This window comes from Arcanobacterium urinimassiliense (assembly GCF_900119495.1).
Lineage (GTDB): Bacteria > Actinomycetota > Actinomycetes > Actinomycetales > Actinomycetaceae > Arcanobacterium_A > Arcanobacterium_A urinimassiliense.
Map to the genome: position 1 here is coordinate 84,442 of NZ_LT632435.1, position 14,325 is coordinate 98,766.

Consider the following 14,325-nt stretch of genomic DNA (forward strand, 5'->3'; position numbering starts at 1 on the left):
CCCCCCCCCGATGATATTTGCGAATACGAGCAAAAAATCCACTTGGACTTCTCGCCTTTTTGCCTTTGTGCTTGCAGTAGCTTTGGCCTGCACAGGCTTTGCTTTTATCACAGCTACCCAAGCTCATGCTGAAGACGACGAAGCTCCCGTTGGAAAAGATATAACTATTGGATTGCGCTGGAAGACGTATGCAGATACCCCTGGCCAGGCTTGTAATCCAGAGCAGGCTGGGCAATCAGCTGGAAAAGTTACTTTCTCTCTGGACTTCGTAGGAAAAAATAAAGCAACCGGGCAGCGCGAAAGGTTTCACAGCCAATTCTTCCCTCGCGATATTAAATACTGCCAAGATGTAACAATTAAAATTAAGAAGGACGAAGAAATAAAAGACGCGCGCGAAGAGAAGACTTATACTGAGCTTTCTAAACCGCTGCAGGTATTTTCTTATATAGATGGAAAGAATTACCCGGGGCGAGTAAGGCTAGCAGCTACTCTTATAGCCGAGCCGGATGCGTACTGGATTAGCATGGTACAAGCTGCCAATTTAGATGTAAATAGCACTAAGCTGACGGGCATAATTGCACCGAAAGATGAGAATAAATTGAAGGTGCGTACTTCTTTCGATGTGCAGAAAAAAGGCGAAGAGCGCAAAGTCTATAAATCCTGGAATCGCCGTTGGAAGATGGAAGGACTTTTTGATTTCAAAGATAATCAAAAGTTCTCACTTATTTCGCTTAAGGATAGCAACGGAAACACCGGCTATAAATCGGCCATAAGCAGCGCCAGTGGATTCGAAATTTGGAATGCATATGCAGGCAAGAATCGCGATTACTTCTTGAAGGCAGCTTTCGCTGATCCGGAACTAGCAAAAGCTAAGTACTACTCTTTAGAAGTGAGCGGAAACGATATCGCCGGCTGGAATATTGAGCTGAAATCTAAGCTGCAGAAAAAGGAATACGACGCCGTGAAGAATCTTCCTTATGAAGAAGAGCGCCGCGCTAATCCGAATATGCCTACTGGAGAAGAAAAAGTAGTGCAAAAGGGCGTAGCGGGTATGGAAACCACGAAGATGGTGAAGTATTACTATGACGATAGTGGCGAAGAAAAAATTGTAGAAGACAAAGCTCTCGGAGATCCGGAAGTTAAAGCAGCAGTGAAGCAGATTGTAGAATACGGTACCGGAGCAAAAGCTGCGGCAAAGCCAGCTTTACCGCGTACTGGTTCGGCTGCTGGCCTGCTAGGCCTCTGCAGCTTACTGCTTCTGGCAAGTGGAGGTGCTTTGGCTCTGCGCCGGCGCTAGTAGTAAATTTTAAGTAAATTTACTAGAACCTAAACTTAGGGGCAGACGGGAAATTCCCGTCTGCCCCTAAAAATATCAACTCTTTATATTGCAGAGCCGCTTTTTAGCACAAAACTACTTTTACTGCAGAGCCACTTTCACGGGCGCTGCCAACCACTCCGTATCAAATTTTAAGAAAGTGGGGGTGGCATCTTGTGGTACATCAAAAAGCAGTACTCCTTCTACGCTGTTACCAGGATTAATATCCTTCAGCATTAAATTGGCATCTCCCAGATAGAAGGAATCGGAAGAAGTGGAGTGCTCTCGATTCTGATCGTCGATGAGCTTCACGTCGTTATCAAAAAATACGGCCTTTTTCTGCCCGTTATTCTTTATACTCACCACCGCTTGGATAAATTTACCTTGCGCTTTCTTATTTAGAAATTCATCTCCCACTTGATCCTGCGGAGGCTGCAGTGCCTTCACAGTTATCAGGAAATCTCCAGAGCTGAATTCTTCTCCAATCTTCACTTCCTGCTCTTTCGATTTCTCCGCTTTCTTAGCAGTTTTTTCGGATTTCTTATCCGCACTATCTGCTTTATTCTCTTCGCTTGTAGAAGCTGACTTCGCGGAAGAAGCGGAATTATCGCTATTTCCCCCGCCAAACATACTGCCTAGACCTGCCAGCACTACCAGCACAAGCAAAGCGGTAAGAATTTTATGCCGCACAAACCAATTCTTTTTCTCCGCGGTGCTCTCTGGAGTAGCCGGAGCTGGATTAGGGGTTACGTTATCCATATTATTCGCCTTTCTAGTGGTTAAAGCATTTGTACTTTATTTTCTGCGCCGCAATTAATTTTTACCTCCACCAAGTGGATAATTATTTTTGCCAAAAGAATGATTTTCTGCGAAATTTAAGGGCCAAAAGCAGTATTAAATTTTTCGGAGCCTCTTCATATAGTTATATCTATGAATAAGAATTCGCAGCTTCCCTCGCTCGCAGCTACATTGCGCGTGCTGAATTTTTGTGGCCGGATTTTCAGCGTCTTATTACTTTTTTGCGCCCTCGCACTGCCCCTTGGCTACTTTGCCATGCGCATACCTGCCTCGCAGCAAACTCAAACTTCCGGCAAAGCAATTTTTATGAATATAGAGCTTCTCCTGGCAGCAGTGGTAATTTTCTATATCCTTTTCCTCTTTTGCCGCCGGAGCCGAAATCCATTCCGAGCTGCCCTCATCACCGGAATAGCGCAGATATTTCTCCCTCTCGGAGCACCACTAGCATTTTTCTTACCCGAAACCCTCCGCAAATGCACTCCCCGCACCAATATCAAACTTATTGCCCTGCACCTAGTAGGATTCACAATAAATATCTGGCGCGATCTGCAGGGCTGGAATACCGATACTTCTTTCTTGCGCATTGATCCGAAAAATTCTTCTCACCTCTCCAATATTTCCAATCCTGCCAATTTAGATATTTTTAAGTTATTTATCTTGCTGCTGATTGTAATGGTGATACCTATCTGGATCGGGCTCTGGTCACGCGAAAAACTGCAGGTAAAGCAAACGCAAGAAACAGCAGAAAAGGAACGCATAGCCGGAGTCGCTTTGCAGAACGAAATCCTCAATCGCGATCAGCGCGATGCTTTAGCGAGAAATATCCACGATACAATCGGCCGGAAACTTTCACTTATTTCTCTCTATGCAGGTGGTTTAGAGGTATCGAAAAATAGTGACGAAAAATTGACGAAACAAGCTCGGCAAATGCGGGAAACCGCGCAAGAAGCCGTCGTCGATTTACATAATTTAGTCACTATGATGCGTGAGAACACCGCAGAGGTAGCCGATACCGAAAAAGTAGCGCCCTCCTTAGCGAATCTATCAACACTAATTGACCACTCTGTGCAGGCACAGCAAAAAATAATATCTACGATTTCTTTACAAAATTTAGAGACGGCGGGGGCTCGCTCGGCAGAGGCAACTTATTTTATAGTGGCCGAAATCTTAACGAATGCAGCTAAGCACGCTCCGCAAAGCACCTTGCAACTAAAAATATCGGGCAGTGCCAGCCAAGGTATTAGCATTTCGGCGGAAAACGAGCTCGCGGAAAATGAAGAAAATGCCGAAAACTTCCTAACTACCGGATACGGAATGAAAGGAATTGCGGAGAGAGTAGAGATATTAGGCGGAAGTATTCAACAGAAAACTGAAGCAGGATACTTCAAGACTCATATTTGGCTTCCATGGAAATGACTTCTGGGTATTAGTAGTTCTGTATATTAGTAGTTGTGAAAGAAACCAAGCGCCCTTTAAAAGTGCTTATCGTAGATGATGATCCACTGCTGTGTAATGCTTTAGGTAATCTACTAGAGCAAGATCCACTGGAACGCATAGAAGTAGTGGGAGAAGCTTTTAACGCTGCCGAAGCTTATCGCGCGATAGAATCCCAGCGGCCAGACGTAGTCTTGATGGATATTAAATTACCGGGAGAAGATGGGATTCAGGCGACGGCTAATATCACGAAAATGCCGAATCCACCTCAGGTAATCGTCATTACTACTTTGGATTCCCAGCTAGAACCACTGCGCGCTATCGAAGCTGGAGCAGCTGCCTTTCTTTTAAAATCAGAAGATCCAAATTCTATTATCGAAGCGATTGTAGCGGTGGCGCGCGGAGAGGGAGCAGTTTCTGCAAAGACGGCGCGGCAGCTTTTTACGCACTTAGAAGCGAGCTTCGCCACCCCGGAAAAAATTCGCGCCCAAAAATTAATCGCACAGCTTTCTCCAGCTGAATTAGAAGTAGCTAAGTTAGTGACGCAAGGCCTGAGCAATAGCGAAATTTCTGCCCAACTATTTATCTCTACCAGTACGGTAAAGACCCATATCGCAGGAATTATGCAGAAATTTTCGGTGACTAATCGCGTACTTATTGCGGTGACTCTCACTTTGGCACAAATTTAAGGCACCGCAAATTAGAGTGGAGAAATTTTAAGGCACCGCAAAGTAGCACAAAAAATTTGCAGGCGCCGCAGATTAGAAACCCGTAAAGAGTGGCGGAATTTCTCCGGAACCGCGAATCTTGAAGCCCGTAGGTACGATAATTTTTTCCGGCGGGCCAGAAATTTCTCCAGATAGCCGCCCAAAAAGCCGTTCAGCTGCCACGCGCCCTATTTCTGCCGGATTCTGCGTAATCGCCGTCAAACCTACTTTAAATAAATCTGCATTAGGTAAATCATCGAAAGAGACTACCGCTATTTTCTCTTCTAAACCGAGCTCTTGCAGAGCATAGAGAGTACCAGCCGTCAGTTGGTTCTGCGCGGCAAAAATAGCTGTCGGGGGCTGTGGCGCTGTCAATAATTCATGTACCGCCAATCGCGCCGCGTCTTCCCCCGTTATCCCTAGCTTCATGAGATGAGGGTGTGGCAAAATTTTTGCTTCGGCGAGGGCAGCCAAATATCCCGCTTTGCGCAGCTGCGCTGTCTGGATTTGCTCATTATCTCCGAGAAAAGCAATACGCCGATGGCCTTGACTAAGTAAATGCCGTATCGCCCGCATTGCCCCGACTTGATTATCGGAAATTATCGAATCTGCAAATTCTGATTCTGGGCTGCGATCTATGGCCACCAGCGGGCGGGAGATAAAAAGATCTGGCAGCCATTTGTGCTCTTCTCCACTGGGAGAAAAAATTAAACCGTCAATTTGCCTGCTAGCGAGAATAGCGGCGCGCTCTTGGGCGAGCTGTACATTATTTGCCGAGCTCACTGCCAGCACCACTGTGGAATACTTATCGGCCACTTCTTCTACTGCCGCATGTACGGCGCTATCGAAAGGATTAGCTACCGAAGATACCAGTAGTCCCACCGTGCGGGAGCGTCTATCGCGCCGGCGTAACGATTGTGCTTGCAGATCTGCCTGGTATCCCAAATCTGCAATAGCTTGACGCACAGCTTGGGCAGTGGCAGTGGCTACTCCTTTCTCCGCATTTATGACTCGCGATACTGTCTTCACGCTGACACCCGCGCGCGCAGCGACATCTTTCATTGTTATCCGAGGACTAGGCATATAAATAAGTATTCCAGAAAAAAGCTAAAAGTAAATTCTAAGTTTGCTTGCACTCGCCAAAATTGTCTGTTATTGTCTTTTTTATAGACAACGTTGTCAAAGATTAGGAATCATTCCTTTCTCCGCAACGAAGCTATTTACATCGCAAGTAGATAATTCGTAAATTAAATATCGCAACACAGAAAGATACACCATGCACACTGGAGAAAATACCTCTCAGAAATCCGGACCTACCCGGCTGGTGATTCGCAGCGCTATCGTCGCCTCTATTGGTGGCCTTATTTTCGGTTTCGATACCGCCGTAATTTCTGGTACTACTTCCGCCCTCGAAAGAGTATTCGGATTAGATAGTTTCGGCCTCGGAATCGCCGTCTCCAGCGCCACTATCGGCACTATTTTTGGCGCCATTTTCGCCGGCACTCTTGCCGACCGCTTCGGACGGAAAAAGATGCTTTTCACTATCGGAATTCTCTTCCTACTCGGCGGTTTAGGCACTGCCCTAGCTCCCGCTAATGCCTACTGGTTTTTCCTCTTCGCCCGGCTCTGCGGCGGGATCGGCGTCGGAATGTCGAGCGTATGCGCTCCAATCTACACTGCCGAAATTGCTCCCGCTGCCCAACGCGGGCGTTTAGTGGGGCTGGTGCAATTTAATATCGTACTTGGAATTTTGGTAGCTTATGCTTCCAATGCACTCGTGCGCGAAATCGTATCCGGCCCAGAAGCCTGGCGCTGGATGCTGGGAGTAATGGTCATACCCGCAAGTATCTTCTTACTGTTGCTTTTCTCGGTACCAGAGACACCGCGCTGGTTGATGAGCAAAGGACGCACGGCAGAAGCCACTGCCATTAGCCGCCAACTTTGCCGTACCGAGGCAGAATCCGAAGTGGAAATTGCGGAAATTCGCGCCCAGATAGCTACCGATGCCGCCCACAAAGGCGTAAAAATTGCTTTCTTCACTAAGCGCTACCGCCGCGTAATTTTGCTCGCTTTCACTATCGCAATGTTCAATCAACTTTCGGGCATAAACGCTATTCTCTACTACGCCCCCATGGTCATGCAGGAGGCGGGAGCTGCGGAAAGCGCCTCCTATCTCATGTCAATCGCCGTCGGCTTTATGAACCTAATCGCCACCCTGACCGCCCTCACCGTAATCGATAAATTAGGCCGGCGCACGCTCATGCTAGTAGGTTCAATCGGTTATCTAATCAGCCTCGGCTTTCTCACTTTTGTGATGTTCCGTTTCGAAGGTAATTTCACTTCCGAATCTTCGGTAATGGTCTTAATAGGACTACTGGTATTTATTGCGGCACACGCTTTCGGGCAAGGCTCGGTAATCTGGGTATTTATCTCGGAAATTTTCCCCAATCGCGTGCGCGGGCGGGGGCAATCCCTCGGATCGACCACCCACTGGGTATTTGCCGCTATCACTTCTTTCGCTTTCCCCTCTATGATTAAACTGCTCGGAGGCGGAGTAAGCTTCTTAATCTTCTTCTGCTGTATGGCTGCCCAGCTTTTCTGGGTACTAAAGCTTATGCCGGAAACCAAGGGCGTGCCCTTAGAAGAAATGGCAGAAAAACTGGGACTAGAAAATGACTAAACAACTAGGAGAAACACCAATGAAAACCCCCTCAGCAGCACCTGTACTCTGCCTCGGAGAAGCTCTTATTGACGTAATCTCGCGCGCCGGCCAAGCTACGGAAGAGCACGTCGGGGGCAGCCCTCTCAATGTGGCTTGTGGATTAGCTCAGCTTGGCCACCCCACCTTAATGGCCTCCTGGTGGGGAGCAGATAAACGCGGAAAAATGATTGCCGATCATCTAAATGCCGCCGGAGTGAGAATTGTGGACGGCAGTGATCAGGCTGCTCAGACCCCGATAGCTGATGCGCAAATCGATATTAACGGGCAAGCCACTTACCATTTCGACTTAGATTGGCAAGTACCGGAGCTACCCGCAATGGCAGATATAGCGCATCTACATATTGGCAGTTTCGGCGCCACGCTCGAACCAGGCGCGGAAGCGGTACTGGCAGCGGCAAAAGAAATGGCTATTACCGGCACCCTCAGCTACGACCCGAATGCTCGACCTTCTATTATGGGAGATCCGGAGAAAGTACGGGAAAGAGTAGAGGTGCTGATTGGACTGGCTGATTTAGTGAAAGCTAGCGATGAAGATGTAGCTTGGCTATACGGGCCCGATACTCCGCTGGAAGAGGTACTGCGGCGCTGGTTAGAGCTGGGAGCAGGCATGGTAGTAATTACGCGCGGGCCGTGGGGAGCGTATGCGAAAGTCGCAGGTGACCGCGACATGCTGGTAGTAGATCCGCTCAATATCGAAGTAGCCGATACCGTAGGGGCAGGAGATTCCTTTATGGCCGGGCTTATTTCCGGATTATTGGACGCGGGACTGCTGGGAAGTGCGCAAGCAAAGACGCGCCTGCGCCAAGCCACTCTCGCCGATGTGCGCAAAGCGCTACACCGCGGCGTAATTACTTCTGGTTTGACGGTGAGCCGTGCGGGAGCTTATGCACCAGATCGCGCTTGCATTGAACAAGTGCAGACGGCAAATCCGCAGCTTTAATGCAGTAAATCCGCAACTCTAGTCGGGTGCTATTTACGCTCTAGTTGTACTCTAACTGCGCTCGTTTATTGCTCTTCAGATTTCGGCGTATCCGTATCCGTTGCATCCCGCTTTCCTTGTGCATAATTTGCTCGCAACAAGCGCTCATTAGCTGATTTCATATGCTCACGCATTACCTCTACAGCTTGCAAAGGATCAGTGGAATCTAAAGCGCGAAAGATATCTAGATGCTCTGCATAAGCAATCTGCATATCCTTATTAACTTTTAGTTGGTTACGCACCCAAATAGAGAGCATTCTGCGCAGAGTAGAGAGCAAATTTTTCAGAGTTTCATTGCCAGCTAGTTCCGCCATCTCAATATGAAAAGCTGCATCGGCGTCGATAAAAGCAGCCATATTATCGGAATTGATGCTCTCCTCTTGCTCTTCCAAACAGTCACGCATTACGCGCAGCGTCTTCAAAGGCTGGGGATCTTTCACTAAAGATTCGGCCGTGAGCTGCACCGCCAGTACTTCCAATGCCGAGCGTATACGCAAAATATCTGGGTAGTCGGCGGGTGCTAGCAGCATCACCCACTGCAAGCTATCAGATAATAATCCGGTACCGCCGGCTCGCACATAGGCACCAGAACCAGGGCGAATTTCTACTACCCCGAGAATTTCCAATACGGTAAGGGCTTCGCGAATAGTAGTGCGGCCTACTTTCAAAGCCTCTGCCAGAGCGCGCTCCGCCGGCAATCGCTCCTCCGGCTTGTAATCACCGGTAATAATCTGCGCCAAAATATACTGGGCAGCCTCCGCCGCTTCGGAAGTAGAATTGACCGTCAAATTAAGCGGGGTAAAATTTCCTTTTTCCTGCGCTAACCGACGCAAACGATTTTCACTCACCTGCATAATGATACTCTATCCTGCACTTTTTGCCAGACGTCAAAGAGGGAGAGCCCGGCTGGACTCTCCCTCTTATTAGCAGTTATTTCTGATTAACTTAGGAAACTATTACCCAGAGGATAGAAATTCTAATAATTTTAAAGAAATTTGCAATCCATTAAAACTAGAAATTTTATAAACAGATTTACTGGTACTTCAATTTACTTAAAATCTTAAAACTATAAAAATAATAAATGGGAACGTTATAAATTATATGTAATCATTATTGGCTAACCAATTTTCTTAAAATACATCTTACAGCCAGCAATCTACCTTTTTAAAAACATCACAAATTTTATTTACAATCAATACCCACGGGAATTTCCAAGAATACTTTCTAATTAACTTATTTATAAAACCGGTTGACCAAAAATCTTTTTTAGGTAATAATCTAACTAAACGCAAATACGGAATCACCAACGGGGGTGGAAATGCGTATAGGAATCGGAACCTATGCCCTATTTTGGGAATGGTCAGAGCGAGTACCTAATCCAATATCTTTAGAAGGTATGCTCGATCGCACTGCAGAACTGAATTGCAATGTCTTTCAGATTTGCGATTACCCGCTTTTAGAGACTTTTGACGCCGCGCATTTACGCGATATTAAAGAACAAGCTACCGCCCAAGGGATTGCTCTCGAAGTGGGTACCCGCGGTACAGAACTCGAAACTCTCGAAAAATATCTGCAGCTGGCGCAGGCATTAGACGCCAAAGTAATTCGTTCGATGGTGCAGGTAGGAGAAGGAAAACCCTCTCTAGAAGAAAGCCTGCAAAACATCAAAGCAATTGTGCCGCAATTAGAAGAAAAAGGCATCGATTTAGCTTTTGAGACTTATGAACAGCTCCCCACTACTCAGCTAGTAGAGCTAATTCAAAAAGTAGGCAGCGAGCGCGTAGGCGTAGCTTTAGATCCGGCAAATTGTGTGGCCGGCTTGGAGCACCCTCGCGATGTAATCGATAGATGTGCTCCCTACACTCTGAATTTACACGTGAAAGATTTTGCTTTCTCTCGGCAAGCCGGTTGGGTGGGATTCACCTACGCCGGAGCCAATATGGGCGAAGGTCTCTTAGATTACCGCTACGAACTGGAGAAAGTACAGCCCGTAGCGCGTGGTATCAGCCAGATAGTAGAGCACTGGCTGGTATGGCAGGGAGATCCGGAAACTACCGTGCGGATGGAGCGGGAGTGGACAAAGCAAACTCTACAAGTAATTAAAGCGCAAGCCGCTAAATAACCTAGCAAAAATACTTCCATCAAAAGAACAAGGATCGCTTAAAAAATAAGAACCTTTCAAGTTTCCTAAACAAAATAAACAATAAATATAAAAGGAGAATGAATCGATATGGCAACGAAGCTAAACATTGCAGTAATTGGCGCCGGCGGGAAAATGGGAATGCGAGTTTCCCCGAATCTGGCTAGCCACCCCGAATACAATGTAAAGTTCTGTGAAGCTGGCGAAGCGGGCATTAAGCGCTCGGAAGAAGCTGGCCGGCCGATTACCCCCACGCCGGAAGCAGTAAAAGACGCCGACATCGTAGTATATGCAGTACCGGACCGGGCACTGAATAAGATTACTGCCGATATTGCCCCGCTGCAGAAGCCAGGCTCGGTGGTACTCACCCTCGATCCAGCGGCTGCTTATGCGAACCAGCTCTTCATCCGTGATGATTTGACCTATATCGTCTGCCACCCGGCACATCCGTCCGTATTCTTAGAGCGCAAGACGGACGAAGAGTATGCCGATACCTTCGGCGGTGTAGCTGCAGCTCAGCACGTACTGGCCGCCATGCACACCGAATCTGAGAAGTGGCAGCCAATTGGCGAAGAAGTAATCGCCAATATGTTTGCCCCGGTAGTAGCCGTGCACTGGGAGTCGGTACACGATCTCGCAGTACTCGAACCGACTTTGAATGAAACCATCGGCTGCATGATTGGCCAGTTCCTCAAAGACGTACTCGATTACACCGTAGAGGTAACCGATATGAAGTACGAATCCGTAGAAGCTATGTTCTTCGGACACATCTTCATCGCCCTGACCAATGCGCTGCGCGGATCTAACCCCTTCTCCGACGCCTGCCTCTTGGCCATGGAATACGGACGGGAAAGAATCATCAACCCGAACTGGAAAGAAGTATTTAACGACGAAGACCTCGACATAGTGCTAGCTAAGATGCTGGAACTAGACAAGATTGAGCGTTAAAAATTTTATTTATAGCACAGCAAAGACGCTGTATATAAGATAAAAAATAATTTATTTACCTTCATTAAAGGTAAATAAGTTTTTACTTAAAGGAAATTAATATGATTGATAAGTACTCGCCGGAATACTTAAAAGAATTGGAAGATTTAGGCCTAGAAGGCTTTAAATCTGAAAAACACGAAAAACGCTACACAACATACTTAATAATTGTTGCCTTATTGGGCTGGGCACTAGCTGCATACGACACAAACCTATACAACCTAACTATCGCAGACATAACTGCTGAGCTTAATATTTCTGCTTCTTCCCTTGGAATACTAGGAATGTTCGTATATGCGGCAGAATTCCTAATAGCTCTAGCAATGGGCTACTATATGGACGCACGTGGCAGAAGAAAAGCTTGGATGCTTTGTCTGTGTATGGCTGGATTGTTCACGGGACTAACTTTTTTTGTTAATGGATTCTGGACTCTAGTATTAGTACGTTCTCTCGCATCTGGATTTGCAAATGCTGAGCTAGCAGTATCTGTAACCTTGGTAAATGAACAAGTTCCAGCTAAACGCCGCGGAATGCTCTATTCCATCGTGCAATCTGGATACACAGTAGGAGTATTCTTAGCAAGCGGAATGTATCTAATGGTAAATGGGCTTGGCTGGAGAATGGTATTCCTCTTTGGCGTTATACCTCTCATCCTTGTAGGAATAGCACGTGAAAAAGTACGTGAATCTCCTCGTTTTTTGCATATGAAAGCCATGGAAAAAGCACAAGCAGCTGGTGATGAAGAAACCATCAAAAGACTGCAAAAAATTATGCCTATGGACATTGAGGCAAATGAAGATGGCAAATTCATACAGCTTTTCTCTAAAGCTGGTGGGGTATTGCGCACAACGTTATCGCTTTCCACCACTTGGATATTATATGGAATGTCATACGTAGCAACTAACATCTACCTAACTTATTGGATGGTTCATGTAAAAGGATGGGAATCTTCCGAAGTTGCGACCCTTTTGCTCGCCGGTGGCGGAGTAGGAGTACTCTTCTACATATTTGGTGGATTATTGGGAGAAAAATTTGGTAGGCGCAATGTGTTGCTAGGTTCTGCTGCATTCATAGCCCCACTATCATTAATAATTTTATATTCTGATCCACACCCCATTCTCTTAATCTGTATTTTCCTGCTATTCCAGGCAACTAACGGAACATGGTCTGGAGTAGGATACACCTACCAAGCAGAAGTATTCCCAACTCGAGTACGAGCACTAGGTGTAAGCTGGATGGCTGGAATGCTAGTCCTAGGATTTACATTAGGAAGCTTCTTATGGGCACTATTAACTAGCAGCATAAGCCTTGAAAATACATGGTTAATAATTGCTGTATTCCTTGGCGGTGCTCAAGCGATTAGTTGTTTATTCCTCCCCAAAGTAAAACCTGGGCAAGAATTAGAACAAATAGCCATATAAATTATCACGATGTGGCCGTGAACTTTCATTATCCACAATATAAATTCGCATTATTAACCAGAGAAGAGTAAAAAATGAAAATAGATTCATGGAATTTCCGGATTTCTAACGAAGAGCTATCCGACGTATATTATGAAAATATCCATTTAGCTACATCTCTTCGACCAGCAATACGCGATGTAAATTGGGGAACTTATGAACCAGAAGATGTTGTTGTTAAAAAAGATTCAAATTCTATCGAGATTAAAGCCACCTACAGCGTAGGAGTAGCAGAATCTTTAATTGCAGTTGAATCCAATAAACTCAGCTACTCATATAAGTTCACGGCCACATCTAACTTACCTACCAATAGAACTGGAATCACCTTAATGATTCCAGCTTCCTATTCAGGTTTAGATGCAGAAATAACTGATAGTCAAGAAAAAGTAAATCTATTTCGTTTTCCCCAACGTGTTTCTCCCTGGCAACCAGCTAAAGATATTAAACGCATATACCTGCAAGAAAAAAATGCACAGATAGATTTTTCTTTTTACGGCGACTACTTCGAAATGGAAGATCAAAGAAACTGGCACGATTCCAGCTATAAAATATATAATCGCGACCTTTCTTTACCATTTCCATACGAAATTAAAAAAGATGAAATAATCAATCAAAAAATAATCATTACAGTTACTCCCGCCGTAAGTAATATCTCTGAAAATATCAATTCATATATAACCAAAGCACCCACAAAACAAACGGCTAATAAAACGCTAGATTTATCTGAGATTATTGAAAACGGATCGCAGCATACAGTTCCCCCCATATCTATAGGTGCATCCACCGTCTTTAACTCTAAAAAAACTGTATCCACTTTTGCACCATCATCAATTACTGCCGAATTTGCTGAAGGATACCCACTAGAGAAATTCACTAACTCTTTACTTAATGACTCTAATCTCGGAGAAATCCCTATAGATTTAATGCTTGCTACGACAAAAGAAAATGTAGCTAAAGAATGCATAAAAGCATTAAAAAAAGCAAAATTACAAATTTCATCAGTTATGTGTGTAGATCCTAAATTACACATAACTACACCGGAATGTATGCTGATTAGCTCTGTAATAGCAGCCTTATGCGATGCAAAAATAGTAGTTGGAGCTAGAACGCACTTTGCCGAATTTAATAGAAATATTAAACAATTTTCTTCTAAAGCTGACAGCTATCGCTATACCTATACCCCACAAATGCACGTTACAGAACCATGGCACATTATTGATAGCTGCCAAATAATTAAAGACACAGTACAATCTGCACGAGAATATATAGGAAACTCTCCACTCATCCTAGGACCAATTACTTTAAAAGCACGAGTTAATTCAGTATCCACGGAACCTGGAATAAACGATCAATGGGAAGAAGATGGATATGGAGCTAATTATATTGCATCTTCGATTGATGAAAGAGCCGGAAGTACTTGGGCAGAAACCTGGACAGCACTATGCATTTCACATGCAATAGGTTCTGATGTAGACGCTTTAGTGTTTTATGAAATGTTCGGTCCACGCGGAATACATGACGAAAATGGTTCACTGACTCCAGAAGGCATTTTACTTAAAAAACTAAACGACCTAAAAAATGAAACTGTTATAGTCAACAACTCTTTAATTGATTCAAAAGTTTCAGTTATGTATATGCCTGCTAAAAAACAACTATTTTTAATTAACGCTAGCAATGACGATATCTCTTTCAAAATGACTACTCAAAAAGACTCTGAAGTTTTAGTTATTCCAGCAAATGAAATAAGAAATATTACAGTGACTGAAAATAATTAATTAAAGCT

Annotated in this window: 12 protein-coding genes; 9 read left to right on the forward strand and 3 right to left on the reverse strand. The window is 45.1% G+C overall.

Going from position 1 to position 14,325, the window contains the following annotated elements; translation table 11 throughout:
* Positions 1-1,297 (forward strand): G5 domain-containing protein (locus BQ7117_RS00405; protein ID WP_237563019.1); only part of this gene is annotated, 1,297 nt, incomplete at its 5' end.
* A 120-nt stretch (positions 1,298-1,417) separates the two neighbouring features.
* Here the strand turns inward: BQ7117_RS00405 and BQ7117_RS00410 are convergent.
* The gene (locus BQ7117_RS00410) at positions 1,418-2,074 is read right to left on the reverse strand and encodes a DUF4352 domain-containing protein (RefSeq protein WP_073995704.1); all 657 of its coding nucleotides are present in this window, start codon (positions 2,072-2,074) and stop codon (positions 1,418-1,420) included.
* 171 nt (positions 2,075-2,245) lie between these two features.
* Between BQ7117_RS00410 and BQ7117_RS00415 the strand changes: the two genes are divergently transcribed.
* Together BQ7117_RS00415 and BQ7117_RS00420 are read left to right on the forward strand one after the other, a co-directional pair.
* Entirely contained in the window at positions 2,246-3,529 is a 1,284-nt protein-coding gene (locus tag BQ7117_RS00415; RefSeq protein WP_073995705.1) for a sensor histidine kinase, read from the forward strand.
* Between the two features lie 35 nt (positions 3,530-3,564).
* Positions 3,565-4,236: a response regulator transcription factor gene (locus BQ7117_RS00420; protein ID WP_073995706.1), complete on the forward strand. Its 672-nt coding sequence runs from the start codon at positions 3,565-3,567 to the stop codon at positions 4,234-4,236.
* Positions 4,237-4,308: 72 nt separating this feature from the next.
* Here the strand turns inward: BQ7117_RS00420 and BQ7117_RS00425 are convergent, their stop codons facing one another.
* Positions 4,309-5,316, reverse strand: coding sequence for a LacI family DNA-binding transcriptional regulator (locus BQ7117_RS00425; protein ID WP_073995707.1), 1,008 nt, complete (start codon positions 5,314-5,316; stop codon positions 4,309-4,311).
* 214 nt (positions 5,317-5,530) lie between these two features.
* Here BQ7117_RS00425 and BQ7117_RS00430 point away from each other — a divergent pair, with 214 nt between their 5' ends.
* Positions 5,531-6,934, forward strand: coding sequence for a sugar porter family MFS transporter (locus BQ7117_RS00430; protein ID WP_073995708.1), 1,404 nt, complete (start codon positions 5,531-5,533; stop codon positions 6,932-6,934).
* 19 nt (positions 6,935-6,953) lie between these two features.
* Positions 6,954-7,916: a carbohydrate kinase family protein gene (locus tag BQ7117_RS00435; protein ID WP_073995709.1), complete on the forward strand. Its 963-nt coding sequence runs from the start codon at positions 6,954-6,956 to the stop codon at positions 7,914-7,916.
* A gap of 65 nt (positions 7,917-7,981) precedes the next feature.
* On the opposite strand, the gene BQ7117_RS00440 is transcribed toward BQ7117_RS00435, so the two are convergent.
* On the reverse strand, positions 7,982-8,809 hold the full coding sequence (locus BQ7117_RS00440; RefSeq protein ID WP_073995710.1) for a FadR/GntR family transcriptional regulator: 828 nt from the start codon (positions 8,807-8,809) through the stop codon (positions 7,982-7,984).
* Between the two features lie 464 nt (positions 8,810-9,273).
* On the opposite strand from BQ7117_RS00440, the gene BQ7117_RS00445 reads away from it, so the two are divergent.
* From BQ7117_RS00445 to BQ7117_RS00460, 4 genes are all read left to right on the forward strand, one after another.
* Entirely contained in the window at positions 9,274-10,077 is an 804-nt protein-coding gene (locus tag BQ7117_RS00445; RefSeq protein WP_073996905.1) for a sugar phosphate isomerase/epimerase family protein, read from the forward strand.
* Between the two features lie 108 nt (positions 10,078-10,185).
* Positions 10,186-11,043 (forward strand): phosphogluconate dehydrogenase C-terminal domain-containing protein, encoded by an 858-nt coding sequence (locus BQ7117_RS00450; RefSeq protein ID WP_073995711.1) that lies wholly within the window; start codon positions 10,186-10,188, stop codon positions 11,041-11,043.
* A gap of 101 nt (positions 11,044-11,144) precedes the next feature.
* On the forward strand, positions 11,145-12,503 hold the full coding sequence (locus BQ7117_RS00455) for an MFS transporter (protein WP_073995712.1): 1,359 nt from the start codon (positions 11,145-11,147) through the stop codon (positions 12,501-12,503).
* A gap of 74 nt (positions 12,504-12,577) precedes the next feature.
* The gene (locus BQ7117_RS00460) at positions 12,578-14,317 is read left to right on the forward strand and encodes a D-apionate lactonase family protein (protein ID WP_073995713.1); all 1,740 of its coding nucleotides are present in this window, start codon (positions 12,578-12,580) and stop codon (positions 14,315-14,317) included.
* Positions 14,318-14,325 lie beyond the last annotated feature (8 nt).

Excerpts from the sequence above, each read along its gene's own strand:
- BQ7117_RS00410 (WP_073995704.1), bottom strand. The coding sequence starts at position 2,074 with ATGGATAACGTAACCCCTAATCCAGCTCCGGCTACTCCAGAGAGCACC.
- BQ7117_RS00445 (WP_073996905.1), top strand. The coding sequence starts at position 9,274 with ATGCGTATAGGAATCGGAACCTATGCCCTATTTTGGGAATGGTCAGAG.
- BQ7117_RS00450 (WP_073995711.1), top strand. The coding sequence starts at position 10,186 with ATGGCAACGAAGCTAAACATTGCAGTAATTGGCGCCGGCGGGAAAATG.
- BQ7117_RS00430 (WP_073995708.1), top strand. The coding sequence starts at position 5,531 with ATGCACACTGGAGAAAATACCTCTCAGAAATCCGGACCTACCCGGCTG.
- BQ7117_RS00460 (WP_073995713.1), top strand. The coding sequence starts at position 12,578 with ATGAAAATAGATTCATGGAATTTCCGGATTTCTAACGAAGAGCTATCC.
- BQ7117_RS00455 (WP_073995712.1), top strand. The coding sequence starts at position 11,145 with ATGATTGATAAGTACTCGCCGGAATACTTAAAAGAATTGGAAGATTTA.
- BQ7117_RS00435 (WP_073995709.1), top strand. The coding sequence starts at position 6,954 with ATGAAAACCCCCTCAGCAGCACCTGTACTCTGCCTCGGAGAAGCTCTT.
- BQ7117_RS00440 (WP_073995710.1), bottom strand. The coding sequence starts at position 8,809 with ATGCAGGTGAGTGAAAATCGTTTGCGTCGGTTAGCGCAGGAAAAAGGA.
- BQ7117_RS00415 (WP_073995705.1), top strand. The coding sequence starts at position 2,246 with ATGAATAAGAATTCGCAGCTTCCCTCGCTCGCAGCTACATTGCGCGTG.
- BQ7117_RS00425 (WP_073995707.1), bottom strand. The coding sequence starts at position 5,316 with ATGAAAGATGTCGCTGCGCGCGCGGGTGTCAGCGTGAAGACAGTATCG.